The following is a 25,459-nucleotide window of genomic DNA, read 5'->3' as shown; positions in this document are numbered from 1 at the left end:
TTGTTGAACAAACATGTGGGCTCCGGACGGTCCCTGGTGCGGTCAGACCGCGTGCTTGTACGTGAGGCAGTCCGCGTTGTCGGCGCCGGGCCCCACGTGGATCTCGCTGGCGCCGCACATGAGGTGGTCGTTGTGGACGCACTCGGAACGCTGGCACGCGCCCACGGAGGACAGGACCTTCGGGAGGCCCCCGTGCGTTCCGGTGTCCACGAACGTGGCGCACTGGGCGTGGTCCGAGGCTCCGCCGATGGTGATCCCGGCGGCCTCGCAATGGGAGTGGTCGTTGAACGAGCAGTTGGCCACGGTGCATTCCGCGACGGTTGGCGTGACAGTCATGGTGTTCTCCTCATGCCATCGGCCCGGCCTGGTGCGGGCCACTGCGTTCACCATACGCCCGGAACGCCGCGGAAAATTAGTGCCGGTTTCCGCACGTATTCCGTCTGGCGGCTAGGTTCGTCTCGGACCGCCCTACGATCCCCGGGGCGGCGTTTCCGTCGGTCGCCAGGACATGCGGAGCACGACGGCGGAGCGTGCCGGCAGCGTAAGGCCCGTGTCCGCGCCCGCGGTGGCGCCGGCGTCGTCCGCGGAACCCCCGGTCGAGAACAGGACCCGGCCCGGCGTCCCGCGCAGGGGAATCTCGCGCGGCGCGTCGGCGAGGTTGAGCACGATCGCGAGACCTCCCCGGTACTGGGCCAGCCAGCGGTCCGCCTCGTCGAAGTCGACGGCGTCCGGCCATGCCGGGTCCCGCAACTCGGGTTCCGCCCTGCGCAGCGCCAACAGCTCCCGGTAGAGCGCGAGCATCCGTGCGTGGTCGCCGCCGGCGGGCTCTGACCAGTCCAGCCGGGAATTCTCGAACGTCGAGCGGTCTTGCGGATTCGGCACGACGGCGGGGTCCCACCCCATGCGTTCGAACTCGGCGAGGCGTCCCTCGGCGGTGGCCCTGCCCAGCTCCGGCTCCGGGTGCGAGGTGAAGAACTGCCACGGGGTCGCGGCCGCGAACTCCTCCCCCATGAACAGCATCGGGGAGAACGGCGAGGTCAGGTTGAGGACGGCGGCCAGCGCCAAGTCGTCGAAACCGAGCGCCACGGTAATCCGGTCGCCGGCAGCGCGGTTGCCGATCTGGTCGTGGTTCTGCGTGCAGACCACCAGCTGCCGCGGCTCGACGCGCGCCCGGTCGATCGGCCGCCCGTGGTGCCGGGCCCTGAAGGAGGACCACGCACCGTCGTGGAAGAAGCCGTCGCGCAGCACCTTGGCCAGGGCGCCGACGGATTCGAAGTCCGCGTAGTAGCCCTCCGTCTCCCCCGTGAGGTTCACGTGGACGGCATGGTGGAAGTCGTCGCTCCACTGGCCGGCCAGGCCGTAGCCGTTGACGTCGCGCGGCTGGATCAGCCGGTCGTTGTTCAGGTCCGATTCCGCGATGAGGAACAGCGGGCGGCCGGTCTCCGCAGCCAGCGCGTCGACGGCGGCGGCGAGTTCCTCCAGGAGGTGTACCGCGCGCTCGTCGCGCAGCGCGTGCACCGCGTCGAGCCGGAGCCCGTCCACGTGGTGGTCGCGGAGCCACATGAGAGCGCTGTCCACGATGTATGCGCGCACCCGGTCGGAGTCGGGGCCGTCGAGGTTCAGCGAATCGCCCCACGTGTTCGCGTCGCCCTGCTTGAGGTACGGGCCGAACCGCGGCAGGTAGTTTCCGCTGGGGCCGAGGTGGTTGTGGACCACGTCCTGGATCACCCCGAGCCCGTGCTGGTGCGCCGCGTCGACGAAGCGCTGGTAGGCCGCGGGCCCGCCGTACGTCTCCTGCACCGCGTACCAGAGGACGCCGTCGTAGCCCCAGTTGTGGGTTCCGTTGAACGCGTTGACCGGGAGCAGCTCGATGAAGTCGATCCCGAGGTCGGCGAGGTAGCCGAGCTTCTCCGCCGCGGCATCCAGGGTTCCCTCCGGCGTGAACGTGCCGATGTGGAGCTCGTAGATCGCCCCGCCAGAGAGCCCGGGCGACACCCAGTCGCCGTCCTCCCAGGCGTGCGCCCCGGCGTCGAACGTCCGCGAAAGCCCGTGGACGCCGTCCGGCTGGCGTCGGGACCGGGAGTCCGGCAGCGGCGTCGTGTCCCCGTCCAGCAGGTACCCGTAGTCGACCTCGCCGTCCGGGACCGGTTCGGCCGGTGTCCACCAGCCGGCGTCGGACGGGGAATCCGGCGTCGCGCGCCGCATGGGGACGGTGGCGCCGTTGGCGAGAAGCCTCACTTCCCCGGCGGCCGGCGCCCAGAGATCGAACCTGTTCCTCACTGCTCCTCCTCGCGGACCAGAAGCGCCGCCGGGTAGACGGCGAACGCCTCCTTGACGGCCAGCGCGCCGTCGCTGGACAAGAGCCTCCCGGTAATGACATCTCGGTACTTCCCAGGTTGCAGCAGCACGCGGGTGTCGCGCCATCCGCCGGCGCGCTCGAGCCCCACGGGCAGACGCGTGGCGAGCGTGATGGCACCGCCGCGGTCGAACCCGAACACGTGCTCCGCTGCGTCACCCTCGCCGGCGACGGCCTCGTATCCCGTGAAGAACTCCGGGCGCCCGCGCTTGAGCTGCAGCGCGCGGTGGACCAGCAACATTTTGGCGTCGGCCCGCCCGGTCACCTCCGGCGGTTCCCCGTTACGGACCTCGTCCAGCATCTCCCGGCGCCGATCGAAATCCACCGTCCGCCGGTTGTCCGGATCCACCAGCGAGTGGTCCCACACCTCGGTGCCCTGGTACACATCCGGGACGCCAGGCATGGTCAGCTGGACCAGCTTCGCGGACAGCGAGTTGGAACGGCCCGCGGTCTTGATCCGCAACGCGAACTCCCCGATGATCCGGTTGACCTCCGGGTCGTCGAAGGCGGCGTCGACGGCGGCATGGAGACCGTCCTCGAATTCGGTGTCCGGTTTAGTCCACGTGGTGCTGTTTCCGGCCTCCCGCGACGCCTTTTCGGCGTAGGCGTGGGCGCGTTCGCGCGAGATCGGCCAGGATCCCATGGCGGCCTGCCACAGCAGGTCGGCGAACGGCAGGTCCCCGAGCGGGGCCAGTGCGTCGAGTTGGGCGAACACATCGGCCCACTCCCGCGGCAGCTCGGACAGCACGGAAATCCGGGCCCGGTTGTCCTCGCTGCGCTTGGTGTCGTGCGTGGACAGCGTGGTCATGGACAGCGGGTTGGACAGCTGCCGGGTGGCGAACTTGGTGTGCAGGTCGAACGGCTCGATCGCGAACACCGACGGGTCCGCCCCGACCTCGTTCAGCGACGTCAGGCGGGTGAACCGGTAGAACGCGGTGTCCTCCACGCCCTTGGCCATGACCATCCCGGAGGTCTGTTGGAAGCGGGTGGCCAGCTCGGTGGCGCCGGTGTCCTCCGCGAGCAGGGGGTGCAGGGCCGTGATGGTTTCCGCGAGGTCCGGCCGGTGGACCCGCGCCGCGATGACGGCCTCCTCGAGGTGCTCGGCGCCCGCGGGAAGGTAGCTGCGGTACACCGGGAAGCAGCTAAGGACCTCGGCGATCGCGTCCGCGGCCGCCTCGTGCTCCAGGCCGGCGTCGGCCGGGACCAGCCGCGCCAGGCGCAGCACCTCGGAACGCAGGAGCCCGTCGGCGATGTCCCGCTTCGTCTGGTGGATCATCGGCGCGTACCTCTCCCCCGGCGCGATCTCGCTGAGGACCTCCCGGCCGGCGGGGTCCACGAAAAGCCGGTCGACGTCGGCGAGCGCGTCGTACCCGGTGGTGCCCTCGCACTCCCAGTCCTCGGGCAACCGCTCGCCGGGCTCCAGGATCTTCTCGACGAGCACGTACGCCCCGCCGGTGAGTTCGCGGAGCCGGCGCAGGTAGCCGGCGGGATCGGCCAGCCCGTCCGGGTGGTCGATCCGCAGCCCGTCGACCAGGCCCTCGTCGAACCAGCGCTTGATCTCGGCGTGCGACTCGTCGAAGACCCAGTCGACCTCCACGCGCAGGCCCGCCAGGGTGGTGACCCCGAAGAACCGGCGGTAGTTCAGTTCGTTGTCCGCCCGGCGCCAGTTGACCAACTGGTAGTGCTGGCGGTCGTGCACGGCACGCGGATCGTCCCCGGCCGCGGCGGTCCCCGCGGCGACGGGGAGCTGGTGGTCGTAGTAGTGCAGCTCGAAGGCGCCGTCGGCCTCCACCAGCTTCAGCTCGTTCTCCTCCGTGTCCCCGTCGCCCAGCAGCGGCAGGCGGATCCGCCCCGCGCCGGCGTCCCAGTCGACGTCGAACGCCTCGGCGTAGCGGGACTCGCGGCCTTCCCGCAGGAGCGACCACCACCACGGATTCTGCCGCGGCGTGGCGATGCCCATGTGGTTCGGGACGGTGTCCACGAGCACGCCCATCCCGGCTGCGTGGGCGGCCTCGGAGAGCGCGCGCAGCCCCTCGGGTCCGCCGCGAGCGTCATCCACCGTGGTGGGATCGGTGACGTCGTAGCCGTGGTCCGATCCCTCCTCGGATGTGAGGATCGGAGACAGATACACCCAGTCCACGCCGAGCTCCGTCAGGTAGGGCACCAGCGCCGCGGCGTCGTGAAGCGTAAACCCCGCGCGGATCTGCAGCCGGTAGGTGCTCAGCGGGGTCCTCATGCGGACGTCTCGCGGTTCTTCGATCCGGCCAGCGCCACCAGAGACGCGGCAACCGAATGGTCCAGATCCGCCTCCTCGGCTTCATGGGCGCGCAGCACCAGCATCGAGCGGCCCACAACGGTCACGGACGTTCCCGCGTCCACCGGCTCGCTGTCGGCGTAGGCGCCGGCCGTGTCGATCACCTGGTCCCACCGCGGCGCGTAGGCCTTCGACGGAAGCTTGAAGTCGACGTCGTCGTGGTGCGGGTTGAAGAAGAGCAGGAAGTTCAGATCCTGGATTTCCTGGCCGCGGCTGTCCGTCCCGGCGATCCCGTTGCCGTTGAGGAACACGCCGATCGAGGCCGCGATGTCCGCGTCCCAGTCGGCAGGTTTCATGGGCCGCCCGTCGGCGCCGAGCCACTCGATGTCCGGGAGCTTGCCCCCGTCCTCAACCTCGACGGGACGGCCGTCGAAGAAGCGCCGGCGCCGGAACGTGGGGTGCTCCGCGCGCAGCTTGTTGACCGCCGCCGTGAACTCGAGGAGCGGCTGGTCCATCTCCTCCCAGTGGATCCAGCTGAGCTCGGAATCCTGGGCGTATGTGTTGTTGTTGCCGTCCTGGGTGCGGCCCAGCTCGTCGCCGTGGGAAATCATCGGCACGCCCTGGGAGAGCAGGAGCGTGGCGATGAAGTTGCGCTGCTGGCGCGCACGCAGGGCCTGGATCTCGGGATCGTCCGTGGGGCCCTCGGCGCCGCAGTTCCAGGAGCTGTTGTGGGACTCGCCGTCGTTGTTGTCCTCCCCGTTGGCCTCGTTGTGCTTCTCGTTGTAGGAGACCAGGTCCCGGAGCGTGAAGCCGTCGTGGGCGGTGACGAAGTTGATCGAGGCCACGGGACGGCGGCTGGAGTGCTCGTAGAGGTCTGCGGAGCCGGTGATGCGGGACGCGAACTCGCCCAGCGTCGACGGGACCCCGCGCCAGAAGTCGCGCACCGTGTCCCGGTACTTGCCGTTCCATTCGGTCCACTGCGGCGGGAAGTTGCCCACCTGGTAGCCGCCGGGGCCGATGTCCCACGGCTCGGCGATCAGCTTGCACTGGGAAACCACCGGGTCCTGCTGGATGAGTTCGAAGAACGTGGAGAGCTTGTCGACGTCGTAGAACTCGCGCGCCAGCGTGGAGGCCAGGTCGAACCGGAAGCCGTCGATGTGCATTTCCGTGGCCCAGTACCGCAGCGAGTCCATCAGCAGTTGGAGCGAGTGCGGATTGCGCACGTTGAGCGAGTTCCCGGTGCCGGTGTAATCCATGTAGTACCGCTTGTCGTCCTCCATCAGGCGGTAGTAGGACTCGTTGTCGATCCCGCGCATGGAGAGCGTGGGGCCCAGGTGGTTGCCCTCGGCGGTGTGGTTGTAGACCACGTCGAGGATCACTTCGATGCCCGCCAGGTGCAGCGCGCGGACCATGGCCTTGAACTCCTGGACCTGCTGGCCGGTGTCCCCCGTGGAGCTGTAGGTGTTCTGCGGGGCGAAGAAGCCGATGGTGTTGTAGCCCCAGTAGTTGGAGAGCCCCTTGTCCTGCAGGGTGCTGTCGTTGACGAACTGGTGGACCGGCATGAGTTCCAACGCGGTGACGCCGAGCTTCTGCAGGTGGGCGATCACGGCGGGGTGCGCGACGCCCGCATACGTGCCGCGCTGCTCCTCCGGGATGTCCGGGTGCATCTCGGTCAGGCCCTTGACGTGCGCCTCGTAGATGACGGACTGGTGGTACGGGGTCTTGGGCTTGCGGTCCCCGTCCCAGTCGAAGAACGGGCTGACCACGACGCCCAGCATCATGTGGGCAGCGGAGTCCTGGTCGTTGCGGGATTCCTCGTCGCCGAAGTTGTAGCCGAAGAGGGCCTGGTCCCAATCGATCTCGCCGTGGACGGCCTTGGCGTACGGGTCGAGCAGCAGCTTGTTCGGGTTGCACCGCTGTCCGGCGCCGGGATCGTTCGGCCCGTGCACGCGGTAGCCGTATTTCTGGCCCGGGATGGTCTGTGGAAGATAGCAGTGCCAGACGAAGCCGTCGACCTCGGTGAGCGCCACCCGCGTCTCCGTTCCCTCCTCGTCGAAGAGGCAAAGCTCAACGGATTCGGCCACTTCGCTGTAGAGCGCGAAATTGGTTCCGTTGCCGTCGTAGGTCGCGCCGAGGGGATAGGCGTCGCCGGGCCAAACTTCCATGGATTCTCCAAACGTTCGTGTGGGTGATGCATGTGGCCCGCATCGGGCCGCGTCCTGCCTGTCTCCACACTATAGAGGGGTGGCGACGGGCGGACGGATACGTGCGCCGTGCCGGCTACCGCCCGGGGACGATGTCGCGGGCGCCGTGATCGTAGGCGAAGACGAGCGGCCCGCCCGGGTGTTCGAGCGAGTGGTTGGCCCCGTCGCGCACGCCGAACGCCCCGTAGTTCTCGTCCCACGAGTTGTCCAGGACGACCTTGTACTCGTACCGCCCGCGGGGCAGGTCGACCGCGAGCCTCCACCGGTCTTCGGACGGATCGAACGCCATCTGCACGGCCGGGGTGGCCGGGTTCCAGTTCTCGTCCGCGCCGAGGTGCGTCGCGAAGTCTCCGGCCAGGGCGACGGAGCGCGGCTGTCCCTCCGGCGGCACGACGGCGGCCGTCTTCTTCGCGCGCGGCTGCCGCTTGGCCGGGGCCTTCTTGGCGGGGGTCTTTTTGGCCGCGGCCTTCGCGGGTTTCGGCTTCGGCAACGGCGTGCCCTCCGGCACCGGGGTTCCGGCCGCCAGCGCCTCGGCGAACTTCGCCGCCGTCGGGAACGCGACGGTCGCCCGCTGTCCCGTATCCGTGGCGCTCCAACCCGACCTGTTCTTGACCATCCATCCGGCCTTGACCAAACGGGCCGTCGCCGTCGTCAGGTTCTTGTGGCCGCGCGGGATTCCGCCGCTGAGCAACTCCGCCTCCTGCGGGGTCGGCGGCACCTGGACGAGCGCCTCGGCGAGGACCGTCCCGGCGTTCACGGGGGCTCCTTCGCTGGCTGCCGCACTCAACATGTCGAGCACGGCCTTGAGCCGCCGTTCGGTGTTCTGGATCGCCATGAAAGTGCTCCTCGGTGCAGGGGTGTACAACCAGTCATTTCACAGGGACGCGGCCAAAACCAGACATGGCAGGTGAACTACCGGCGGGTAGCCACCGTGACTCTGGTCACACCCGCGGATTCACACCCAGGGGACCAGGCCCTGCGAATGCTCGAAGACCAGAGACGTCTGGGTCGAGGCGACCGCCGGATTGGCCGAGAGGTTGTCGAGGACGAACTGCCGCACGTCGTTGGAGTCCTTGACGGCCACATGGATGAGGAAGTCGTCCGTGCCTCCGAGGAAGAACAACTGCGTGACGCCCGGCTTGGCCCGGATCTCCTCGGCGAAGGCGGACATCAGGTGCCGGGCCCCCGCGCGGATGCGGACGAAGATCAGGGCCTCCAGCGCGTGCCCGAGCACCTCCGGATCGATATCCACCGTGAATTTGCGGATGACCCCGGATTCGCGGAGGGCGTTCACCCGGGCCAGGCACGTGGACGCGGCGATGCCGAGCTCCTGGGCGAGGGAGTTGTTGGTGCGCCGGGCGTTCTCCGAGAGCATGCGCAGCAGACCCCGGTCGATCTCGTCGAGATCCACCGGACGCCGACCCCGAAGATCTTTCACTGTGGCCACCGTCACACCTTCCGTTTTCCGCATTAAAACTTAGATTGACCTGAGATTACCGCAAGAACTTCCGTCTAAGCCCTATAGAACCGCAGGAAAACCTACGATTGATGCAAGAGATCCACCCCCATCCAGGAGCGAAAACCATGATCATCGGCGTACCCAAGGAAATCAAGAACAACGAATTCCGCGTGGCCATCACGCCCGCAGGCGTGTCCGAATTCGTCGGCCGCGGCCACGACGTCGTCATCGAGTCCGGCGCCGGAGTCGGCTCCGGCATCCCGGACGAGGTCTACGTCAGCGCCGGGGCGCGCATCGCCGCCGACGCCGACGCCACGTGGGCCGAGGCGGACATGGTCCTCAAGGTCAAGGAGCCCATCGCGGACGAGTACCACCGCATGCGCCGCGGCCAGGTGCTCTTCACCTACCTGCACCTCGCGGCATCCCGCGAATGCACCGAGGCGCTCGTCGCCGCCGGAACCACTGCCATCGCGTACGAGACCGTGACGTCCGGCCGGAGCCTGCCGCTGCTGGCCCCGATGTCAGAGGTCGCCGGACGCCTCGCCGCGCAGATCGGCGCCGTCCACCTGCAGCAGCCCAGCGGCGGAGCCGGCATCCTAATGGGCGGCGTCCCCGGGACCCGTCCGGCCAAGGTCGTCGTGATCGGCGGCGGCGTCGCCGGAGAGAACTCGGCGATCATCGCCGCGGGCATGGGTGCCGACGTCACCATCATCGACATCAACCTCGGCCGTCTCAAGGAAATCGACACCACGCACAAGGGGCGCATCAAGACCCTCGCCTCGTCCGCCTTCACCATCGCCGGCGAAGTCGCTGCGGCGGATCTCGTGATCGGCTCCGTGCTGATTCCCGGCACGGCCGCGCCGAAGCTCGTCACCAAGGACATGGTGGCGCAGATGCGCCCGGGTTCGGTGCTCGTGGACATCGCGATCGACCAGGGCGGCTGCTTCGAGGGCTCCCGCCCCACCACGCACGCCGATCCCATCTTCAAGGTGCACGACGCCGTCTACTACTGCGTGGCCAACATGCCGGGCGCGGTCCCGCAGACCTCGACCGCGGCGCTGACCAACGCGACCCTCCCCTACGCGCTGCGCATCGCGTCCAAGGGCTGGCGCGAGGCGCTGCGCGAGGACGCGGGACTCGCCGCCGGCCTGAACGTCCACGACGGACGGATCACCTACGCCCCCGTCGCCGAGGCCCACGGGCTCGACTTCCTAGCCACGACCTCCGTCCTTGCCGGCGAGGCGCTGGCGCGATAGGGGACCTAGGGAACGGACTTGATCCGGTACACCAGCACGGCGGAGGCGAGCCCGATGACCGCGGCGAGCGTGAACATGGAGCCGTAGCCGCCGAGGTACTTGACGGCCACGAGTGCCAGCGCCGGGGCCACGACCTGCGGAAGGGCCGCGGCGATGTTGATGACGCCGAGGTCCTTCCCGCGGGCCGCGGCCGAGGGCAGCACCTGGGTGAGCAGCGCGAAGTCGACCGCCAGGTAGGCGCCGAAGCCGACGCCCAGCACGCCGGCGCCCACGATTGCCCCGGTCCAGACCGGGAAGATCGCCATGATGAGCGCTGCGCAGGCGATCAGCGCGGAGGATCCCGCGACGAAGACGCGGCGCTTGCCGACCCGGTCGCTCCACCGGCCCGCGATCACGCTGGTGACCACCACCATCCCGGCGTAGAGGCCGGTCAGCACCAGCACGCCGCCCGGCGGGTTGGGGTGGCGGATGACGTCGGTGAGGAAAAACAGCAGGTAGACGATCGTCAGCTGGTTCCCCACGAACATCAGGAACCGGGTCAACCAGGCCCAGCCGAAGTCCGGGTGCAGCGCCGGGTTGATCCAGAAGCCGCGCAGGAATTCGCCCAGTTTCCACGGCTCCCGCTCGACGCGCGGGAGGACCGGGTCGTCGGAGCGGACCAGGTAGGGCACCACGGAGAGCAGCAGCGCAGCCGCGCACAGCCAGTAGCCGAACGCGATGTTGCCGAAGATCACGAAGCCGATCACCGAGCCGCCGAGGATGCCGAGGGTCTGTCCCATGGCTGCGAGCCCGCCGACCTGTCCGCGCTGCTCCACCGGAACCCGGTCCGGGATGGCCGCGAAGACCGTGGAGTAGGCGGCGTTGGCGCCGAGCTGGACCAGGCACCAGCCCAGCAGCAGCAGGGCGATCGTCGTCGCGCCCGAGAGCAACAGCAGGGCGGCGGTCCCCAGGATGGCGCCGCCGAGGATCCACGGCGAGCGCCGTCCCAGGCGGGAGACGGTCCTGTCCGACAGGGCGCCGCTGAGCGGATTGGCGACAAGCGAGACGGCCGCCCCGCACGCCGTCACCAGCGAGAGGATGGCTTCCTTGTTGGCCGCGTCGATCGCCGTCGCCTGGAGTCCCAGCAGGATGTTGATCGGCGCGAAAAACGCCACGTTGATGCCGACGTTCACCAGCACGACGCCGGTGACCCATCTCGGTCCCACCCGGCGGACCGGTTCGGCGAGCGCCTCCGGGACGGTGGCCCCGCCGGTCACCGGGCCGGTGCTCACCCGGCCAGGACCTGGAGGAGTCCGGCTCCGGTCATGGCCACCATCGAAACGACGACGATCCATGCCATGGGTTTCTGGAATTTGCGCAGTGAATTCATGATGCCTTCATGGTAGTCCGCGTTCGTTTGCGGTAGAGCCGCTTCAGGCCGTCGGCCGGCCTGACCGGTTCGGGCCAGCGGGGTTCCAGCCGGTCCCCCAGCGTGACTCCGCGCAGCCTCCGGCCGAACATCGGCAGCACCCACTGGCGCAGCCACTCGGCGTCGCGGATCAGTCCGTCCCGGAGGACCACCCGGTCCTGCGGCCCGAGTTCCTCGAACTCCAACTGGTGCACGACGCCGAGGATGTTCAGGACCTGGATGGCCATGTAGCGGTGGCCGGCGCGGTTCATGTGGAGCTTGTCCGTGTCCCACATCCGCCGGTCCTGATAGGCGTCCCACGTCCAGTAGTCCACCAGCACGGCGCCGTCCCGCTCGTGCTTCGCGGCGAGCTCGCGCACGGCGCGGTTGAACGCCCAGTTCCGTCGCTTCATGGGTTCCAGCACCGGGTGCATCGGGACGTCGAAGCCGGTGAAGAGCAGGACCCGCGCCCCGGAGAAGCAGAGGCGTTCGACGGCGCGCGCATAGCTGTGCAGGATCGCGTCCATGTCGTGGCGGAGCTCCAGGATGTCGTTGCCGCCGGCGTAGAAGGAGACGACGGTGGGCCGCATGGCCACGGCGGGTTCGACCTGCTCCTCGATGATCCGGTCCAGGCGCCGGCTGCGGATGGCCAGGTTCGCGTACTCCCACGTGGGATCCGCCTTGGAGAGTTGTTTCGCCACGCGGTCCGCCCAACCGCGCACCCCGTTGGGCAGCCGGGCGTCCCAGTCCCCCACGCCCTCGGTGAAGGAGTCGCCGATCACCACGAACCGTTCAACCATCCACTCAGGCTAGGCATTGTGGACGGCGGGCGGTCGACGCATGCACAAACGCCGGGTTAACCCTTCTGCGGCCGCGCTCCCGGCGTACGGTGGAGCCATGGAACCTGCACCTTCTCGCCCCGCCGTCGTCGCCATCGCCGGGGCCGCCGGGGAAATCGGCGGCCGGGTCGCCCGCGGACTGGCCGGGGCCGTCCCCCTGCGGGTGTTCTCCCGCGACACGGCCCGCGCCGAGTCCGCCGCGCAGGCGCTCCGCGCGGCGGCGGGCGGCGCCGCCGTCGAGGCCGGCGCCGTCGACTACACCGACCCGAACGCCGAGCTGGCCATGCGCGGCGTGGACGTGCTGCTGATGGTTTCGGCGGCGGAGGCGGCCGACCGCCTGGACAGCCACCGGACCTTCATCGATTCCGCCCGGCGGGCCGGTGTCCGCCACGTGGTGTACACGTCCTTCGTGGGGGCCGCGCCGGATTCCGTGTTCACGCTGGGGCGCGACCACTTCCATACCGAAGAGCACCTACGCTCCTCCGGAATGGCCTGGACCATCCTCCGCGACAACTTCTACCAGGACATTTTCCCGCTGTTCGTCGGGAAGGACGGCATCCTGCGCGGTCCCTCCGGCGACGGGCGCGTGGCCGCCGTGGCGCGGGACGACGTGGCGGATTGCGCCGCCGTCGTGCTCCGCGAAGCCGCGAACGCGCTGGGTGCCGGACAGTCCTCGGCGCACGCCGGCCGGACCTACAACCTCACCGGGCCGGAGGCCTTCACGCTTTCCGAAGCCTGCGCCGCGATCACCACGCTCACCGGCACCGCCGCGGCGTTCCACCACGAGTCGCTGGAGGAGGCCTACGCCTCCCGTGCGGGCTACCGTGCGGACCCCTGGCAGGTGGACGCGTGGGTGAGCACCTACACGGCCATCGCCGCCGGGGACCTGGGCGCCACGACGGACGACGTCGAATCCCTGCTCGGCAGGCCCGCGCGCTCCCTGGCCCAGACGCTGGAACGCCCGTCGGCGGCCGGGGCCTAGGGTTGGCGACGATGGCCCCACCCGCGTCACGGCTCTGGGATCCCCCGCACCGGGGCTGGAAGCTCGCCCACCATCTGGTCCCCGCCTTTGTCCTGGCCGCCTTCCTGCTGGGACTGGGCGTTGCCGCGGCCGTGATGGGCCGCTGGTTCTTCGCCGTTCCGGTGCTGGCCATCGCGGCCGGCAGCACCGGCTCGATCGTGCGCGCGTTTCGCCGCGGCATTCAGACGCAACCGCCCGCGACGGCCGCCGTCGAGACCTCCACGGGCCGGCGCGCGGCCACGCGTTTCGACCTGCTGCCGGTCTCCACTCCGTTCGGCGCCAGCACCGTGGGACTCGGCGTCGTGACCGCCGTGGCTTCCCTCGCCCTGGCTGCCAGATACCTGCTCCTGCACAGCGAACCGTCGCGGTTCCTGCTGGTCGGGGCGTCCGTGTTCCTGTTGCTGATCGGTTTGTGGATCCTGCGCCATGGCCTGCGCCACATGCGCACCGCGGTCGCCCGCGAACGGGCCGGCGTCTACCTCACGCGCAGCCGCGTGGTGGTCCTGGCCCCGCACGGGATCCACGAGGTCTACTGGCGGGACATCGAGTCCGTCTCCGCGGAGGACCCCCCCGGCCGTTCGCCGTTGGGCAAGCGGGGACCGGCCCTCATGGTGCTACGCCTGCGGGAGGGCGCGGCCGCGCGCAGCGACCGACCCGTGGTGGTCCACGTCCAGCATCTGGCCTGCGACCCGCACCGGCTGCTGGCCGCGCTGCGGCACTACCTGGACCACCCCGCGGACCGGCCGGAGCTCGGCACCTCCGCGGCGCTCGCCCGCCTCGACGGCCACGAATAGCCGCCGGCAGCGTCGGCTTCCGCTACATGGTGACGACTATCTTGCCGGCGGTGTCGCCGTCGATCATGGCCTGGAAGCCGTCGTGGATCCGTGCCAGCGGGACCGTCCGGTCGATCCGCGGGCGCAGCCCGGTGGCCTCCAGCATGCGCAGCATCGCCACCGTCTCGTGGCGCGTCGATCCGGTGGAGCCGAGGATCCGCAGCTGCTGGTAGAAGATCCGGCCCAGGTCCGCCTCCGGGCTGGTGCCGCTGGTGGTTCCGGCGATCACGATCGCCCCGCCCGGACGCAGGCAGCGCAGGGAGTGCGCCCACGTGGCCGCCCCCACGGTCTCGATGACGACGTCCACGCGTTCCGGCAGGCGCGCCCCGGACTCGAAGGCGGCGTGGGCACCCAGTTCGAGGGCGAGCCCGCGCTTTTCCTCGGTGCGGCTGGTCGCGTAGACGGTTGCGCCGGCCGCGGCGGCGAGGGCGATCGCGGCGCCGGCCACCCCGCCGCCGGCGCCCTGGACCAGCACGCGGTCCCCGGCCCTGATGCCGGCCTGGGTGAACAGCATGCGGTAGGCGGTGGACCAGGCCACTGGTAGGCAGGCGGCCTCCTCGAAGCTCAGGTGCCTCGGCTTGTCCACGAGGCAGCGGTCGGGGACCACGATGTATTCGGCGAACCCGCCGTCGTGCCGTTCGGAGAGCAGTGCGCGGTTCGGGTCCAGGGTCTCGTCGCCGAATCCGGCGTCGGGATCGGCGATGACCGGGTAGACCACCACCTCGCGGCCGTCGTCCGTGACGCCGGCGACGTCGCAGCCCAGGATGATCGGGATGTTCTTGGGGTCGTGCCCGATCCCACGCAGCGTCCAGACGTCGTGCATGTTCAGCGAGGACGCCTTGACCCTCACGCGCGTCCAGCCGGGCGCGGCCTCGGGCGTGGGGACCTCCTTGAGTTCCAGTCCGGACAGCGGATCGTCGGGGTTTTGCGAGACGGCAACGGCGGCGAGCATGCGCGGGTGGCTCCTAGATGTGGCGGTGTGGGGCGTCACTGACAGTCTGCCGAATCGCACCGTCCCGTTCGACCCGGCGTTCCGCCTGTCGGCATCGCACTGCCCCGCGCCGCGCTCACGCCGGATAGATGGCGACTGCGGCGGACTTGACCACGAAGTGGACGTCCATTCCGGGCGCGAGGCCCAGGTCCGCGGACGCCGCCGGCGTGATGTCCGCAGCGAGGCCCCCGGCGCGCACGCGGATCTGGTCGCCGTGCGGCTCGAGGTCCGTGATCCGGACGCCGAACGCGTTGCGCGGGCTGCCGTGCTCGGGGACCAGGAAAACCGACACGGCCGACGGCGGGAAGACCGCCACGGCGTCGTCGCCCGGCCGCACGGTGTCGTCGTGGTGCCCCGCGACGACCCGTCCGTCCGCCGTGGCGACTCCCTCGCGGCCGAGCGTTCCGGCTATCAGGTTCAGCCCGGCCAATCCAGCGGCGAACCGGCTGCGCGGCCTCTCGAGCACCGCACGGGTCGGCCCCTCCTCGGCCACCCGGCCATTCTCCAGCACCACCACCCGGTCCGCCAGCATCAGGGCGTCGAGGATGTCGTGGGTGACGATGACGGCCCGGCGGCCGGCGAGGACCCGCTTGAGCAGGCGCCGCAGCAGGGGCGCGGCGTGGAGGTCGAGTGCCGCCATGGGCTCGTCCAGCAGGAGCAGTTCCGGGTCGGCGGCCAGCGCCCGGGCGACCGCCACGCGCTGCGCCTGGCCGCCGGAAAGGGCGCCGGGGCGGCGGCCGGCGAGGTCTTCGGCGTCGACCTCCCCCAGCCAGCGTTCGGCCGTCTCCCGGGCCGCGGCCCGGGAGGCGCCGGCGCTGCGCGGGCCGAACGCGACGTTGTCCAGGGCGCTCAAGTGCGGGAAGAGGAGCGGTTCCTGCGCCAGCAGAGCCGTGCCGCGGGCGTGTGGCGGGACCCACCGGTCGGCGCCGTTGCCGACGTCGAACAGGACGCGGTCCCCGATGCTGGCGCGGCCGGCGTCGGGTCGTAGCAGCCCGGCGGCGACGGCCAGGAGCGTCGACTTGCCGGCGCCGTTGGGTCCGAGGATGGCGACGGTCTCGCCGGGCGCGACGTCGAGGGAGACGTCGAAACCCCGCGCCTCCACGGCGGCGCGCAGGCGGAAGCTCATGCCGCCGCCCCCCGGGGCGCGGCGGCGCGGCGCCGGTAGGAGAGCCCGACGACGGCGACGGCCACGGCGACCAGCAGCAGGGACAGCGCGACGGCGGCATCGGCGTCGGATTCGCGCTGCAGGTAGATCTCCAGCGGCAGCGTCCGGGTGACGCCCTCCAGGCTCCCGGCGAACGTGAGCGTGGCGCCGAATTCGCCGAGGCAGCGCGCGAAGGACAGCACGGCGCCGGACGCGAGGCCGGGCAGGACCAGCGGCAGCGTGACGCGGCGCAGCACGGTGGTGGGGCGGGCGCCGAGCGTGGCCGCGACGGATTCGTATCGGGTGCCGGCGGTGCGCAGCGCGCCCTCGAGGCTCACCACGAGGAACGGCAGCGCGACGAACGTCTGGGCGAGCACGACGGCGGCGGTGGAGAACGCGATCTGGATGCCGGCGAGTTCGAGGTACCGGCCCAGGAGGCCCTGCCGCCCGAAGGTGTAGAGCAGGGCGATGCCCCCGACGACAGGCGGCAGGACCAGCGGCAGCAGGACGAACGCGCGGAGCAGACGCTGGCCGGGGAACGGGCTCCGCGCCAGGACCATGGCCAGCGGCACGCCGAAGACGACGCACAGGGCAGTGCTGGCGGTGGCCGTGCGCAGGCTCAGGCCGAGCGCGGTCAGCGACGATTCGGACGTGACCAGCGGGACGAAGCGCGGCCAGTCGACCTGGGCCAGGATGCCCGCGAGCGGCAGCACCACCAGCAGTGCCCCGGCGACGGCGAGGGCGTAGACCCAGCCCGGGACGCCGGTGTAGCCGGCTCCGGCGCGCGGCTTCGCGGCGGCCCTCACGGGGTGCCGAATCCGGCGTCGTGCAGGGTCTTTTGCCCGTCGGCGCCGGTGACGAGTGCGACGAAGGCGCGCGCCGCGTCCGGGTTGGCGCCGGTCGCCAGCGCCGCGATGGGGTACGTGGTGGCGGCCGCGCCGGCGCCGGGGACGGGGATGCCGCGGACCCGGCCCCCCGCCGCCTCGGCGTCCGTGGCCCGGATGTCCGTGGAATAGACGAGTCCGGCGTCGGCCTCCCCGGAGAGCACCTTGCCGAGCACGTCCGTGACGGAGGATTCCTCGCTGACCGGCGCCAGCACGACGCCGGCCGCGTCCGCGAGTTCCGCGGCCGCGGCGCCGCAGGGCACCTGGGGTGCGCACACGACGAGTTTAACGCCGGGCCGGGCCAGGTCCGCGAGGCCGCCGATCGCGGCCGGGTTGGCGGACGGCACCGCGATCTCCAGCGTGTTGGTCGCGAAGGCGCGGGGTGCGCCGTCGGTGAGTTGGGCGTCGGCGATCTGGGCCATGGTGCGCTCGTCGGCGGACGCGAAGACGTCCGCCGGGGCGCCCTGGGCGATCTGCGTGGCCAGGTCCGCGGACCCCGCGAAATTGAGGCGGACGTCGATGCCGGGGTTCCGGGCTTCGAAGTCGTCCGCGAGTTGCGTGAAGGTGTCCCGGAGCGAGGCGGCGGCGAAGACGGTGACGGTGTCCCCGGGCTCGGCGGCGGCGCAGCCCGAGACTCCGGTGGCGATGGCCGCGACGGCGAGCGCGACGGCGGCGCGGCGGCGGGCGCTCACGGCACGCTCTTTCCCTGGGGCGTTTCGATGATGACCGTGGTGGCCTTGACCACGGCGGTGGCCACGGAGCCGAGCTCGAGGCCGAGGTCCCGGACGGCCTCGGTGCTCATGAGCGAGACGACGCGGAAGGGACCGCACTGGAGTTCGACCTGCGCCATGACGCGGTCGGCGGTGATGTCCGTGACCAGGCCGACGAACCGGTTGCGGGCCGATGACCCGACGCGTGTGGGGTCGTCGGGAAGGTGGGACTGGTCCCTCGCCAGGCGGGCGAGCGCCAGGCCGTCGACGGCCAGCCGACCGGCGTCGTCGCGCTCAGCGGTCAGGGTGCCGTTCTCCGTCCAGCGCCGGACGGTGTCGTCGCTGACGCCCAGGAAGCGGGCGGCCTCGGCAATGCGGATCGTGGGCATGCACCCATACTTCCCTATTTGCGGATAGTTTGGGGGTTTTTCTCCGCACATCGGGAGATTTCGCCGGGATCGAGGCGGTTCAGGATATAAGGGAAGGCATGGAAGTCCGCATCGGCACGTCCGGCTGGAGCTACGCACACTGGAACGACGTCCTGTACCCGGCCGGCACCCCGGACCGGGATCGGCTGGCGCACTATGTGCGCCGGTTCGACACCGTCGAGCTGAACGCCAGCTTCTACCGGTGGCCCCGCGACCAGACCTTCGCCGGGTGGCGCCGGCGCCTGCCGGACGGTTTCGCGTTCACGGTCAAGGCGCCCCGCGGGCTGACGCACGCGAAGCGGCTCTATGCCCCGGAGGCGTGGACCCGGCGGATCGCGTCCGCCTGGCACGAGCTTGCGGAAAAGCGCGCCGTCCTGCTGGTCCAGTTACCTCCGGGCATGGAGCGCGACGACGCCCGGCTGCACCATTTCCTCGACGGGCTGCCCGAGTGGATCCGGGTCGCGGTGGAATTCCGGCACGCCAGCTGGCACCACGCGGACGTGTACGCCCTGCTGGCCCGGCACGGCGCCGCCTACTGCATCATGAGTGGCGCCGGGCTGCCCTGCGTGTTGGAGGCGACCGCGCCGTTCGTCTACGTGCGCATGCACGGACCCGACCACAACCACCTGTACGCGGGGTCGTACTCGGACGACGACCTGCGCTGGTGGGCGGACCGGATCCGGGAATGGCGGGCCGCCGGCAAGGACGTCTACGTCTACTTCAACAACGATGGCGACGGCCACGCCGTCCGCAACGCGGGCACGCTGCGCCACTTCCTCGGGTAGGCCTGCGGAACGAGGCCGCGGAGCCCCGCAGGTAGCGGGACCGCTCAGCGGTAGATGAGGTGGCCCCAGTCGAGGGCGTCAGCCAGCGCACGGTCGCTGAACCCGGGGTGGGATTGGCGCAGGTGGGCCATGTTGGGTTCGTGGTCCCAAGAGCCAATGCCCATGCTGACGCCTTCGTCGATCAGGGCCTCGGAACGGACCGCGACCTCCTCCAATACCTCCGGCGGATGCAGGTCGCCCAAAGCCTTAACGGGGTCGATCGGCCCCAGTGCGCACTCCCCGACGTGCCCGGAGAACCGGCCGTTGAAATACCAGAGGGTGAACACGGCGTTGAGCGCATCCATTTCCCGTGCCTCCCCGACGAGCTTCGCCCTCCGGGCCCGGACCCCCACCCGGTACTGATCGATGCGCGCCAGTGCCTCGTCGAGCTCGGCTTCGTAGCGCTCGAAAGGGAAGCCAAGAACGGTATTCCGGATCTCCTCGAGCGCGCCGCCACGGTCGGTCCGGCCTTCGAGCAATCGCGTGCCCCGGAACGTCGCGGCCCAGCGCAGCCGTTCGTCCCGGTGTTCGGGAGTTTCTTCCGGGCGGGGGACCGCACGGCGCGCGGGGGCTCCGTTCCGTGCCTGATGACGGGTCTTGCGTTTCCTCTGCCGTCGGCGGCCGGCGGTATGCCCGATCCACACGCCGAGGAAGACCCCGGCCGCGAGCCACGGTAGCTGGTGCGTCAGCAAGGCGAGGACCGCCCCGGCCAGCACGCCGAGGAGCAGGCCCTTGTGCATCGGCTCCATCAGGCGCCAGGCGCCCTCCCTGAAGACCCGTCGTCCGCGAACCACTGGATCAACCGTTCTCGCGGGTGCGGTGGGTGAGCGCGTAGGTGTCCTCCAGGTGGCCGAAGAGGCTGACGCGGAATTTCAGGGCAGCCTTCATCAGTATGCCCGAACCCCCTCGCGTCCCGATGGAAGCCGTCTGGTCTGGGCGACACCCGCTCAGTAGTCGCCGGTGTCGGTGTTCCTCGAGACCGACTTGATGTGGATGTTCCTCGTCAACCGGATGACCGGGCGGATGAGCAGCTCCATGGAACCCGCAAGGAACATCCAGGTTCCGGCTGTCTGGGTGCTTTCGCCAAAGAAGAGCAGGCTGCCGATGATGAACCAAACGGCGATCAGAACGTCGTTCAGTATCGAGACGATCTCGTACCTGTCGTGGAGGACGAGTTCCTCCCCGCCCAGGCGTAGTTCCAGGTCGTTTCCCACAAGATTCCTTCCGTCTTCTGTGCGGATGTGCGTAGTCCGTCGGCCCTTCCAAGGTAAACATCGCAGGTCGGCGCGTGTCATACGTCGAAGGCGGTGCGGAAGGTGGCGAAGACAGCATCCCCCGATTCCAGGTCCGGTCCGCCCGAGGCTCCGGCCCTGAGACCGACGACGCCGTTATAGCCGGCTCCCCGCAAAACTGTCCCCACGGCCCGTAAGTTGACCTCTCCGGTGCCGGGTTCAAACCGGCCGGGGACATCGGCGACCTGGATCTCCCCGATCGAGGGCATCAGGCCCGCCGCGTGGAAGCCGACACCAGATTCCTGCCCTTCCTACGCGAGCACCAGGCTTGGCCGCCGGTCAAACCCGCGGAACTCATCGACCTTTCCAGCCCATCCAGTTTCATCTCCGCTGTGAGCTTCGCCAGCGTCGTGACGCTCTTCGAAGAAGCCAGGTGTCCAGATATGTGCCGGATTGGGTCGCCGGCGGACTGGGGCAAGAAGTCCGTCTGGATTCTGACGATCTATCCCGACAGGACATGGGACGACTATATGACCCAGTTTAAGTACAAGCACCTGACCCGGATCGATTTCGCTGACGACTACAACAAAGCCCTCGTGAAGATGGCCTGCCCGAAACCCCCGCCAACATCAGCGCACGGCCAGCCAGGCCAGACAGTTCAGCCCAAGACCTTCTTCCGCCAAGCGTCGCACGCCTCAGATTCCGCGTGAATCACTGTCTTGCAACCCGCGGGTTGCAAGACAGTTCGTCGAGACCCTTTCGCGTCCGCGTGTGAATCGCAGCGATAAGTGGCGTTGTTTTGGCAGCGATTAGTGGCCGATGAGGAGTGCTTCGCGAGCGGCGTCGACGAGCTCGGGGGTGAGGGTGTCGAGCTTGTTGAGGGCTTGGATGCGTCGGATTTGGGTGATGAGCCGGTCGACGAGGCGGAAGTTTCCACCGGTGATGCGCACGATGGTCGCGATTGCGGTGGCAGCCACCACCACCGCCACCGCTGCGGTCAGCCCGGCCGCTGTTCCCGCAACACCGGCAAACCAGGTGTTCTACACGGCTCCTGCCCCTGCAGCAACTCCAGCTCCCGCAGCAGCACCAGCTCCTGCAGCAGCGCAGCCCAGCTATGTCCTGGCCTCGGCCGCTATCACCCCGATCGCCCCTGCAGCATCATCGGTTCCTGCCAGCGGCGTGGGCGCGGCCCTGGTCGCCTCGGCTTACGGCCACATCGCGATCTACGTCGGCAACGGCGAAGTCATCAGCAGCGGCATGAACGGTGCGAACCTCACCATCAAACACTCGCTGTCGGACCTCCCCGGCTCGTCCTTCGTACGCGTCAACGGCTAACACCGGCGAACACCGGCCTGCGGACGTCCGACGTCCGTAGGGTGGACAGAAGTGGCAGGCGCCCTGGACGGGGGTGCCTGCCACTTTCGCGTTCAGCGAGAGAGGAACGTGAAACCTGTTGTGGGCTCACGCCAGGCCCCTGGGAATTCTGCGGCAGCAGCTCAAAATCCTCTTCCACGGACAGTGGGTACCGATGGTCAGGCTGGTCAGCAGGCTTAGCTTCTGCTTAGGGTGGTGCGGCATGCACTAACCAGTCCCGGTGGCTGACTCCTGCCACCCTGAACCAGGAGAACGACATGACACACAATGTGACGTCCATGCTCGAGACCTACCCGAAGGATCTGGGAGGGATCGACCAGGCCAAACTCGCGGAGTGCATCGCGGCGTGTTTCGAATGCGCCCATACCTGTACGGCCTGTGCTGATGCCTGCCTCAGCGAGGACATGGTCGCTGAGCTGACGAAGTGCATCCGCACCAACCTGGACTGCGCTGACATCTGCGCAACCACGGGCAACGTCCTGTCCCGCCGCACCGGATACAACGCGGACATCACCCGCAGCATCGTGGAGGCATGCCTCGCTGCGTGTAAGGCGTGCGCTGACGAGTGTGAGCAGCACGCCGGCATGCACGAGCACTGCCAGATCTGCGCCGAAGCGTGCCGCCGGTGCGAAAAGGCCTGCGAGGAACTGCTGACCTCCCTCAGCTAGCACCCGCAAATCCGGTACTGGGTACCGGGTAGCCCCCCCCGTACCCGACTGTCGCTCGCTAAGTGATGGTGGGCACGTAAGCGCCTCGCAGTCTGCAACGAGTGCGGTGACAGACAGAAGGATGGACATGAAGGACATGAAGGACACGTCGTCGAAGGACGAGCAGAAACTGTCATTGGTCGGTTCCGTGGCACTCGGTACCGGTGTCATGATCGGAGCCGGGATCTTCGCCCTGGTGGGGCAGGTCGCCGAGCTCGCCGGAGGCTGGGTTCCCTGGGCGTTCCTCGCCGGCGCCGTCGTCGTCGGTTTCAGCTCGTATTCCTACGTCCGCTACTCCGCGACGAACCCGTCCTCGGGCGGGATCGCGATGCTCCTCAAGGCGGCGTATGGCCCCGGCATAGCCGCCGGCTCACTCTCACTGTTCATGTACGTATCGATGATCATGGCCGAAAGCCTCCTCGGCCGTACCTTCGGCACCTACGTCCTCCGGCCTTTCGGGATGCAGTCCTCGGCACTCTGGGTGCCGATCCTGGCGGTACTCGCCATCGCTGCTGCCGCACTGGTGAATCTGGTCGGTAACCGGTTGGTGGAACGCTCCGCAACCGTCACCGCGGGCCTGAAGATCATCGGCATCGCGATCCTGGCCATCGGAGGGATCTTCGCTGCCGGTGTCTCCTCACTGGGCAGGCTGTTCACCACGGCCGAACGAACCCCACCCGACTCGGGCCTGCTGGGCTTCCTGGCGGGCGTGACGCTGTGCATCCTCGCCTACAAGGGGTTCACCACGATCACGAACCAGGGCGCGGACCTGCGCGATCCCGAGCGCAACATCGGCCGTTCCATCATCATCTCCATCAGCCTGTGCACGGTGCTCTACCTCCTCATCACGGTCGCGGTCACAGGAAGCCTCACGGTCCCGCAGATCGTGGAAGCCAGGGACTACGCCCTCGCCGAAGCGGCCGAACCCGCTTTCGGATCCGTGGGCGTGGTGCTGACCGTCATCATCGCCGTCGTAGCTACCCTCTCCGGGCTCATCGCCAGCCTCTTCTCCGTCTCCAAGCTCTACGACATGCTCCACGACATGGGCCAGGCACCAGGATTGCCCGGACACAAGGCACACCAGTCACTGTTCATCACCGCCGGGCTGGCCATCATCATGGCCGCCTTCTTCGACCTGTCCCAGATCGCCTCGCTCGGGGCGATCCTCTACCTCGTCATGGACATCGCCATCCACTGGGGCATCATCAGGCACCTCCGGGAGGACGTCGACGCCAAGATCTGGGTCCCCGTCGTCGCCATCATCCTCGACATCGCGGTCCTCGTCCCCTTCCTGCTCCTCAAGGCGCAGTCCGAAGCGTTCACCCTCGTCATCACGGCAACCGTCGCGATCATCATCATCGCCACCCAGTGGGCGGTGGTCCGCCATCACAAAGCCACGCACTGAGGCACAACACCTCCAACGAAGCAGCGACTCAGCGAAGTAACGACGGAAGCGTGCCCGGCAGCCGATACGGAGAGAAGGAGTGTGTCGATGGAGTGGATTTTTCCCGTACTGGGATTCATCGTCATCATGATCGGACTCAGGGATGTCTTCCACACCCTGCTCCACCCCAGCGGGCAGGGAGAGCTGACCAAAGCGGCCATGAACGGCAGCTGGCGAACCTCGAAGATACTCGGGCTGAAAGCAGTATCCCTGGCCGGCCCTTTCGGCATTGTCGCAGTCATCCTGCTCTGGACGGCACTGCAGATCCTCGGATGGGCGCTGGTGTACTACCCCCAGGTTCCACAGGGCTTCACCTACGCCGACGGCATCAATCCCGCCCGATACCCCGACTTCATCGAAGCTCTGTACATCTCGACGGTCACGCTGTCGACTCTTGGCTTCGGAGACGTCATCGCAACCAACCCGTGGATTCGGGCACTGTCTCCGGTGGAGGCACTAACAGGCTTTGCCCTGCTCACAGCCGCAGTGTCCTGGTTCCTGCAGCTCTACCCCGCTCTCGCCCGCCGTCGTGCCCTCGCGATACGCCTCACAGTCCTACGCGATGCACAATACCTGCAGCACTTACCCGAGTTCAGCCCCGACATGATCAGCCGTGTCCTGGACAGCATCACCGACGGGGTCGTCCAAACCCGCGTAGACCTCACACAAACCAGCGAGTCGTACTACTTCCGTGAATCTACGGCCGCCGCATCACTGGCGACCTCCATCTCCTACGCGATCGCACTGAGCGAACACGCCCAGGAACACGCTGATCCCGGAGTGCGAGCCGCAGGACGCGCGCTGCACAATGCCCTTCAGGACCTCAGCAAACTCATGACGACCAGCCTGGGACTCCAAGGATCATCCCCGCAAAACACGTTCCAGACATACGCCTCAGACCACAAATACGACTACCAGACATAGGCGCCCGCCCTCGTCTCCGTCCACCTCAAAGTCCACGAACTCAGCCTGCAGAGCACCAAGCCGCCACTAAACGCTGCGAAAAACAGGCCAATCACTGGTGTACTTCACAGACTCGCGCGTCTCGCCACCATGCCTCGCAAGCAAGTGCCCGGATTCGGGTACTCAACCACTATTGCGAGACAGGTCTCCACCCGGGCCAGGACACCGACCGGCAAACGAAAGATTTGATGGCCGCCAGCGTTCGACGCGACGACCTCTACGTCGACCACGGAATCAACGGCGCTCGGGCGACCGGGCCCGCCTTTGGCCAGGCGCTCCACTCCCTGCAGAAGGGCGACACCTTAGTCGACGTGCGCCGTGCGCCCGGTGGAGGGCACGCGGCGGTATGGTGCGGCCCGTCGTTATCGGGCTGGCATTGAGGGGCCGGCATTCGGCGCGTAGTGTGCGCGGAAACGCGCCGCACACATCCCCAATAGGAGACCGACCATGCCTTTCGCACTCATGGCCATCCGCATGCTGCTCGCCGCCACGGCGTTCTGTTCCCTCGCCGCGGCGTGGCCCGTGGCCTTCGGGACCGACGGCCTAAGACTGCTGGAGGAGGACGGCAACCGGTGGTCCGGGCTGCTCGGCCTGCTGGTCGCGGGCTCGGCCGCCATCGCCGGCGTCGGCGCCCTCGCCCCGCGGTGGGTGCTGGCCCACCCGGCCGCCATCGTGCTCGCTGGCATCCCGCTGGTGTCGCTGCTGCTGGTCCGCTTCTCGGTGTTCGACAGCACCGCCATGCTGGCCTGGGCGCTCACGGGAGCGCTCTTCGCGGGCATCGCCACCCTGGCCCTGCCGGCCTTGGCTCTCCTCACGCGGAACCGCGGGCGCACGCCGGCACGGTCGACCGCCTGACCCCCCGCAGGGCCAGCTGGCATCCAGCGTCGGCGAGGGCATGACACCCGCCGGCACTGGTGGACGCCATGGGCGGGCTAGCCGATCGGCGGGGTGGTGCCGATCGTGTCCGCCAGGTCCAGCAGGCGCCGGCGTTCGGCCGGCGGTTGGCTTCCCGCGCCAATGGCGTCCCGCATCCGCCGCAGGTGCTCCCGGATTCCGTTCCGGTAGCTGCCGGTCCGGTCGGGGTCCTCCGACCCGTACTGCCGGGGCTGGCCCATGGCCAGGTCCAACAGGTCCCCGAGGCCTGGGCAG

At 69.0% G+C, this 25,459-nt stretch carries 27 protein-coding genes; 10 read left to right on the top strand and 17 right to left on the bottom strand.

What is annotated here, in order from left to right; all coding sequences use genetic code 11:
• Positions 1-42 precede the first annotated feature (42 nt).
• The 6 genes from ACHAAJ_RS10635 to ACHAAJ_RS10610 form a co-directional block, all read right to left on the bottom strand.
• Entirely contained in the window at positions 43-336 is a 294-nt protein-coding gene (locus ACHAAJ_RS10635) for a DUF1540 domain-containing protein (RefSeq protein WP_435728116.1), read from the bottom strand.
• A gap of 132 nt (positions 337-468) precedes the next feature.
• The gene (gene treZ / locus ACHAAJ_RS10630; protein ID WP_435728115.1) at positions 469-2,280 is read right to left on the bottom strand and encodes a malto-oligosyltrehalose trehalohydrolase; all 1,812 of its coding nucleotides are present in this window, start codon (positions 2,278-2,280) and stop codon (positions 469-471) included.
• The gene (gene treY, locus ACHAAJ_RS10625) at positions 2,277-4,592 is read right to left on the bottom strand and encodes a malto-oligosyltrehalose synthase (RefSeq protein WP_435728114.1); all 2,316 of its coding nucleotides are present in this window, start codon (positions 4,590-4,592) and stop codon (positions 2,277-2,279) included. The genes treZ and treY overlap by 4 nt, the downstream gene beginning before the upstream one ends.
• Positions 4,589-6,775, bottom strand: coding sequence for a glycogen debranching protein GlgX (glgX, locus tag ACHAAJ_RS10620; protein ID WP_435728113.1), 2,187 nt, complete (start codon positions 6,773-6,775; stop codon positions 4,589-4,591). The genes treY and glgX overlap by 4 nt, the downstream gene beginning before the upstream one ends.
• Positions 6,776-6,890: 115 nt before the next feature.
• The gene (locus ACHAAJ_RS10615) at positions 6,891-7,649 is read right to left on the bottom strand and encodes a pullulanase X25 domain-containing protein (protein ID WP_435728112.1); all 759 of its coding nucleotides are present in this window, start codon (positions 7,647-7,649) and stop codon (positions 6,891-6,893) included.
• 120 nt (positions 7,650-7,769) lie between these two features.
• On the bottom strand, positions 7,770-8,285 hold the full coding sequence (locus ACHAAJ_RS10610; RefSeq protein ID WP_435728111.1) for an Lrp/AsnC family transcriptional regulator: 516 nt from the start codon (positions 8,283-8,285) through the stop codon (positions 7,770-7,772).
• A gap of 113 nt (positions 8,286-8,398) precedes the next feature.
• Here ACHAAJ_RS10610 and ald point away from each other — a divergent pair, with 113 nt between their 5' ends.
• On the top strand, positions 8,399-9,529 hold the full coding sequence (gene ald / locus ACHAAJ_RS10605) for an alanine dehydrogenase (RefSeq protein WP_435728110.1): 1,131 nt from the start codon (positions 8,399-8,401) through the stop codon (positions 9,527-9,529).
• 5 nt (positions 9,530-9,534) lie between these two features.
• Here ald and ACHAAJ_RS10600 read toward each other — a convergent pair whose 3' ends face one another.
• Entirely contained in the window at positions 9,535-10,800 is a 1,266-nt protein-coding gene (locus ACHAAJ_RS10600) for an MFS transporter (protein ID WP_435728109.1), read from the bottom strand.
• Between the two features lie 94 nt (positions 10,801-10,894).
• Positions 10,895-11,716, bottom strand: coding sequence for an SGNH/GDSL hydrolase family protein (locus tag ACHAAJ_RS10595; RefSeq protein ID WP_435728108.1), 822 nt, complete (start codon positions 11,714-11,716; stop codon positions 10,895-10,897).
• 97 nt (positions 11,717-11,813) lie between these two features.
• On the opposite strand from ACHAAJ_RS10595, the gene ACHAAJ_RS10590 reads away from it, so the two are divergent.
• Positions 11,814-12,737 (top strand): NAD(P)H-binding protein, encoded by a 924-nt coding sequence (locus ACHAAJ_RS10590; RefSeq protein WP_435728107.1) that lies wholly within the window; start codon positions 11,814-11,816, stop codon positions 12,735-12,737.
• Between the two features lie 11 nt (positions 12,738-12,748).
• The gene (locus tag ACHAAJ_RS10585; protein WP_435728106.1) at positions 12,749-13,570 is read left to right on the top strand and encodes a hypothetical protein; all 822 of its coding nucleotides are present in this window, start codon (positions 12,749-12,751) and stop codon (positions 13,568-13,570) included.
• 22 nt (positions 13,571-13,592) lie between these two features.
• Here the strand turns inward: ACHAAJ_RS10585 and ACHAAJ_RS10580 are convergent, their stop codons facing one another.
• From ACHAAJ_RS10580 to ACHAAJ_RS10560, 5 genes are all read right to left on the bottom strand, one after another.
• Positions 13,593-14,561: a zinc-binding dehydrogenase gene (locus ACHAAJ_RS10580; protein ID WP_435728105.1), complete on the bottom strand. Its 969-nt coding sequence runs from the start codon at positions 14,559-14,561 to the stop codon at positions 13,593-13,595.
• 115 nt (positions 14,562-14,676) lie between these two features.
• Positions 14,677-15,726: a sulfate/molybdate ABC transporter ATP-binding protein gene (locus ACHAAJ_RS10575; RefSeq protein ID WP_435728104.1), complete on the bottom strand. Its 1,050-nt coding sequence runs from the start codon at positions 15,724-15,726 to the stop codon at positions 14,677-14,679.
• A complete protein-coding gene (locus tag ACHAAJ_RS10570) occupies positions 15,723-16,550 on the bottom strand; it encodes an ABC transporter permease (protein ID WP_435728103.1) in 828 nt (275 codons plus the stop codon). Before ACHAAJ_RS10570 ends, ACHAAJ_RS10575 begins: the two co-directional genes overlap by 4 nt.
• Positions 16,547-17,320, bottom strand: coding sequence for a molybdate ABC transporter substrate-binding protein (gene modA, locus ACHAAJ_RS10565; RefSeq protein WP_435728102.1), 774 nt, complete (start codon positions 17,318-17,320; stop codon positions 16,547-16,549). Before modA ends, ACHAAJ_RS10570 begins: the two co-directional genes overlap by 4 nt.
• Positions 17,317-17,727: a TOBE domain-containing protein gene (locus ACHAAJ_RS10560; RefSeq protein WP_435728101.1), complete on the bottom strand. Its 411-nt coding sequence runs from the start codon at positions 17,725-17,727 to the stop codon at positions 17,317-17,319. The genes modA and ACHAAJ_RS10560 overlap by 4 nt, the downstream gene beginning before the upstream one ends.
• A gap of 98 nt (positions 17,728-17,825) precedes the next feature.
• Here ACHAAJ_RS10560 and ACHAAJ_RS10555 point away from each other — a divergent pair, with 98 nt between their 5' ends.
• Positions 17,826-18,551, top strand: coding sequence for a DUF72 domain-containing protein (locus tag ACHAAJ_RS10555; protein WP_435728100.1), 726 nt, complete (start codon positions 17,826-17,828; stop codon positions 18,549-18,551).
• A 44-nt stretch (positions 18,552-18,595) separates the two neighbouring features.
• Here the strand turns inward: ACHAAJ_RS10555 and ACHAAJ_RS10550 are convergent, their stop codons facing one another.
• The gene (locus tag ACHAAJ_RS10550) at positions 18,596-19,384 is read right to left on the bottom strand and encodes a hypothetical protein (RefSeq protein ID WP_435728099.1); all 789 of its coding nucleotides are present in this window, start codon (positions 19,382-19,384) and stop codon (positions 18,596-18,598) included.
• A 153-nt stretch (positions 19,385-19,537) separates the two neighbouring features.
• Positions 19,538-19,804: a YrhK family protein gene (locus tag ACHAAJ_RS10545; protein ID WP_435728098.1), complete on the bottom strand. Its 267-nt coding sequence runs from the start codon at positions 19,802-19,804 to the stop codon at positions 19,538-19,540.
• Between the two features lie 299 nt (positions 19,805-20,103).
• On the opposite strand from ACHAAJ_RS10545, the gene ACHAAJ_RS10540 reads away from it, so the two are divergent.
• Complete coding sequence (locus ACHAAJ_RS10540; protein ID WP_435728097.1) at positions 20,104-20,532, top strand: hypothetical protein; 429 nt, start codon at positions 20,104-20,106, stop codon at positions 20,530-20,532.
• Between the two features lie 99 nt (positions 20,533-20,631).
• Here ACHAAJ_RS10540 and ACHAAJ_RS10535 read toward each other — a convergent pair whose 3' ends face one another.
• Complete coding sequence (locus tag ACHAAJ_RS10535; RefSeq protein ID WP_435728096.1) at positions 20,632-20,799, bottom strand: hypothetical protein; 168 nt, start codon at positions 20,797-20,799, stop codon at positions 20,632-20,634.
• On the opposite strand from ACHAAJ_RS10535, the gene ACHAAJ_RS10530 reads away from it, so the two are divergent.
• The 5 genes from ACHAAJ_RS10530 to ACHAAJ_RS10510 all read left to right on the top strand — a co-directional run bounded on the left by ACHAAJ_RS10530 (position 20,789) and on the right by ACHAAJ_RS10510 (position 25,165).
• Positions 20,789-21,157: a hypothetical protein gene (locus tag ACHAAJ_RS10530; RefSeq protein ID WP_435728095.1), complete on the top strand. Its 369-nt coding sequence runs from the start codon at positions 20,789-20,791 to the stop codon at positions 21,155-21,157. The genes ACHAAJ_RS10535 and ACHAAJ_RS10530 overlap by 11 nt on opposite strands.
• A gap of 296 nt (positions 21,158-21,453) precedes the next feature.
• The gene (locus tag ACHAAJ_RS10525) at positions 21,454-21,864 is read left to right on the top strand and encodes a four-helix bundle copper-binding protein (RefSeq protein ID WP_435728094.1); all 411 of its coding nucleotides are present in this window, start codon (positions 21,454-21,456) and stop codon (positions 21,862-21,864) included.
• 127 nt (positions 21,865-21,991) lie between these two features.
• Positions 21,992-23,308 carry an APC family permease gene (locus ACHAAJ_RS10520; RefSeq protein WP_435728093.1) on the top strand — a complete coding sequence of 439 codons (1,317 nt, stop codon included), beginning with the start codon at positions 21,992-21,994 and terminating at the stop codon, positions 23,306-23,308.
• Between the two features lie 87 nt (positions 23,309-23,395).
• Positions 23,396-24,271 carry a potassium channel family protein gene (locus ACHAAJ_RS10515; protein ID WP_435728092.1) on the top strand — a complete coding sequence of 292 codons (876 nt, stop codon included), beginning with the start codon at positions 23,396-23,398 and terminating at the stop codon, positions 24,269-24,271.
• Positions 24,272-24,757: 486 nt separating this feature from the next.
• A complete protein-coding gene (locus ACHAAJ_RS10510; RefSeq protein WP_435728091.1) occupies positions 24,758-25,165 on the top strand; it encodes a hypothetical protein in 408 nt (135 codons plus the stop codon).
• A 77-nt stretch (positions 25,166-25,242) separates the two neighbouring features.
• Here ACHAAJ_RS10510 and ACHAAJ_RS10505 read toward each other — a convergent pair whose 3' ends face one another.
• Positions 25,243-25,425 carry a hypothetical protein gene (locus ACHAAJ_RS10505; protein ID WP_435728090.1) on the bottom strand — a complete coding sequence of 61 codons (183 nt, stop codon included), beginning with the start codon at positions 25,423-25,425 and terminating at the stop codon, positions 25,243-25,245.
• Positions 25,426-25,459 lie beyond the last annotated feature (34 nt).

The sequence above is a fragment of the Arthrobacter arnarulunnguaqae genome (genome assembly GCF_051262515.1).
Taxonomy (GTDB): Bacteria; Actinomycetota; Actinomycetes; order Actinomycetales; family Micrococcaceae; genus Arthrobacter_N.
The sequence above is the reverse complement of the archived record's forward strand: the minus strand, read 5'-3'. Positions and strand labels throughout refer to the sequence as shown.

What these genes read in the sequence shown, in the direction of transcription:
- ACHAAJ_RS10635 (WP_435728116.1), bottom strand. Translation starts at nt 336, where the DNA reads ATGACTGTCACGCCAACCGTCGCGGAATGCACCGTGGCCAACTGCTCG.
- treY (WP_435728114.1), bottom strand. Translation starts at nt 4,592, where the DNA reads ATGAGGACCCCGCTGAGCACCTACCGGCTGCAGATCCGCGCGGGGTTT.
- glgX (WP_435728113.1), bottom strand. Translation starts at nt 6,775, where the DNA reads ATGGAAGTTTGGCCCGGCGACGCCTATCCCCTCGGCGCGACCTACGAC.
- ACHAAJ_RS10615 (WP_435728112.1), bottom strand. Translation starts at nt 7,649, where the DNA reads ATGGCGATCCAGAACACCGAACGGCGGCTCAAGGCCGTGCTCGACATG.
- ACHAAJ_RS10610 (WP_435728111.1), bottom strand. Translation starts at nt 8,285, where the DNA reads ATGCGGAAAACGGAAGGTGTGACGGTGGCCACAGTGAAAGATCTTCGG.
- ald (WP_435728110.1), top strand. Translation starts at nt 8,399, where the DNA reads ATGATCATCGGCGTACCCAAGGAAATCAAGAACAACGAATTCCGCGTG.
- ACHAAJ_RS10595 (WP_435728108.1), bottom strand. Translation starts at nt 11,716, where the DNA reads ATGGTTGAACGGTTCGTGGTGATCGGCGACTCCTTCACCGAGGGCGTG.
- ACHAAJ_RS10590 (WP_435728107.1), top strand. Translation starts at nt 11,814, where the DNA reads ATGGAACCTGCACCTTCTCGCCCCGCCGTCGTCGCCATCGCCGGGGCC.
- ACHAAJ_RS10585 (WP_435728106.1), top strand. Translation starts at nt 12,749, where the DNA reads ATGGCCCCACCCGCGTCACGGCTCTGGGATCCCCCGCACCGGGGCTGG.
- ACHAAJ_RS10580 (WP_435728105.1), bottom strand. Translation starts at nt 14,561, where the DNA reads ATGCTCGCCGCCGTTGCCGTCTCGCAAAACCCCGACGATCCGCTGTCC.
- ACHAAJ_RS10575 (WP_435728104.1), bottom strand. Translation starts at nt 15,726, where the DNA reads ATGAGCTTCCGCCTGCGCGCCGCCGTGGAGGCGCGGGGTTTCGACGTC.
- ACHAAJ_RS10560 (WP_435728101.1), bottom strand. Translation starts at nt 17,727, where the DNA reads ATGCCCACGATCCGCATTGCCGAGGCCGCCCGCTTCCTGGGCGTCAGC.
- ACHAAJ_RS10555 (WP_435728100.1), top strand. Translation starts at nt 17,826, where the DNA reads ATGGAAGTCCGCATCGGCACGTCCGGCTGGAGCTACGCACACTGGAAC.
- ACHAAJ_RS10525 (WP_435728094.1), top strand. Translation starts at nt 21,454, where the DNA reads ATGACACACAATGTGACGTCCATGCTCGAGACCTACCCGAAGGATCTG.
- ACHAAJ_RS10520 (WP_435728093.1), top strand. Translation starts at nt 21,992, where the DNA reads ATGAAGGACATGAAGGACACGTCGTCGAAGGACGAGCAGAAACTGTCA.
- ACHAAJ_RS10515 (WP_435728092.1), top strand. Translation starts at nt 23,396, where the DNA reads ATGGAGTGGATTTTTCCCGTACTGGGATTCATCGTCATCATGATCGGA.
- ACHAAJ_RS10510 (WP_435728091.1), top strand. Translation starts at nt 24,758, where the DNA reads ATGCCTTTCGCACTCATGGCCATCCGCATGCTGCTCGCCGCCACGGCG.
- ACHAAJ_RS10505 (WP_435728090.1), bottom strand. Translation starts at nt 25,425, where the DNA reads ATGGGCCAGCCCCGGCAGTACGGGTCGGAGGACCCCGACCGGACCGGC.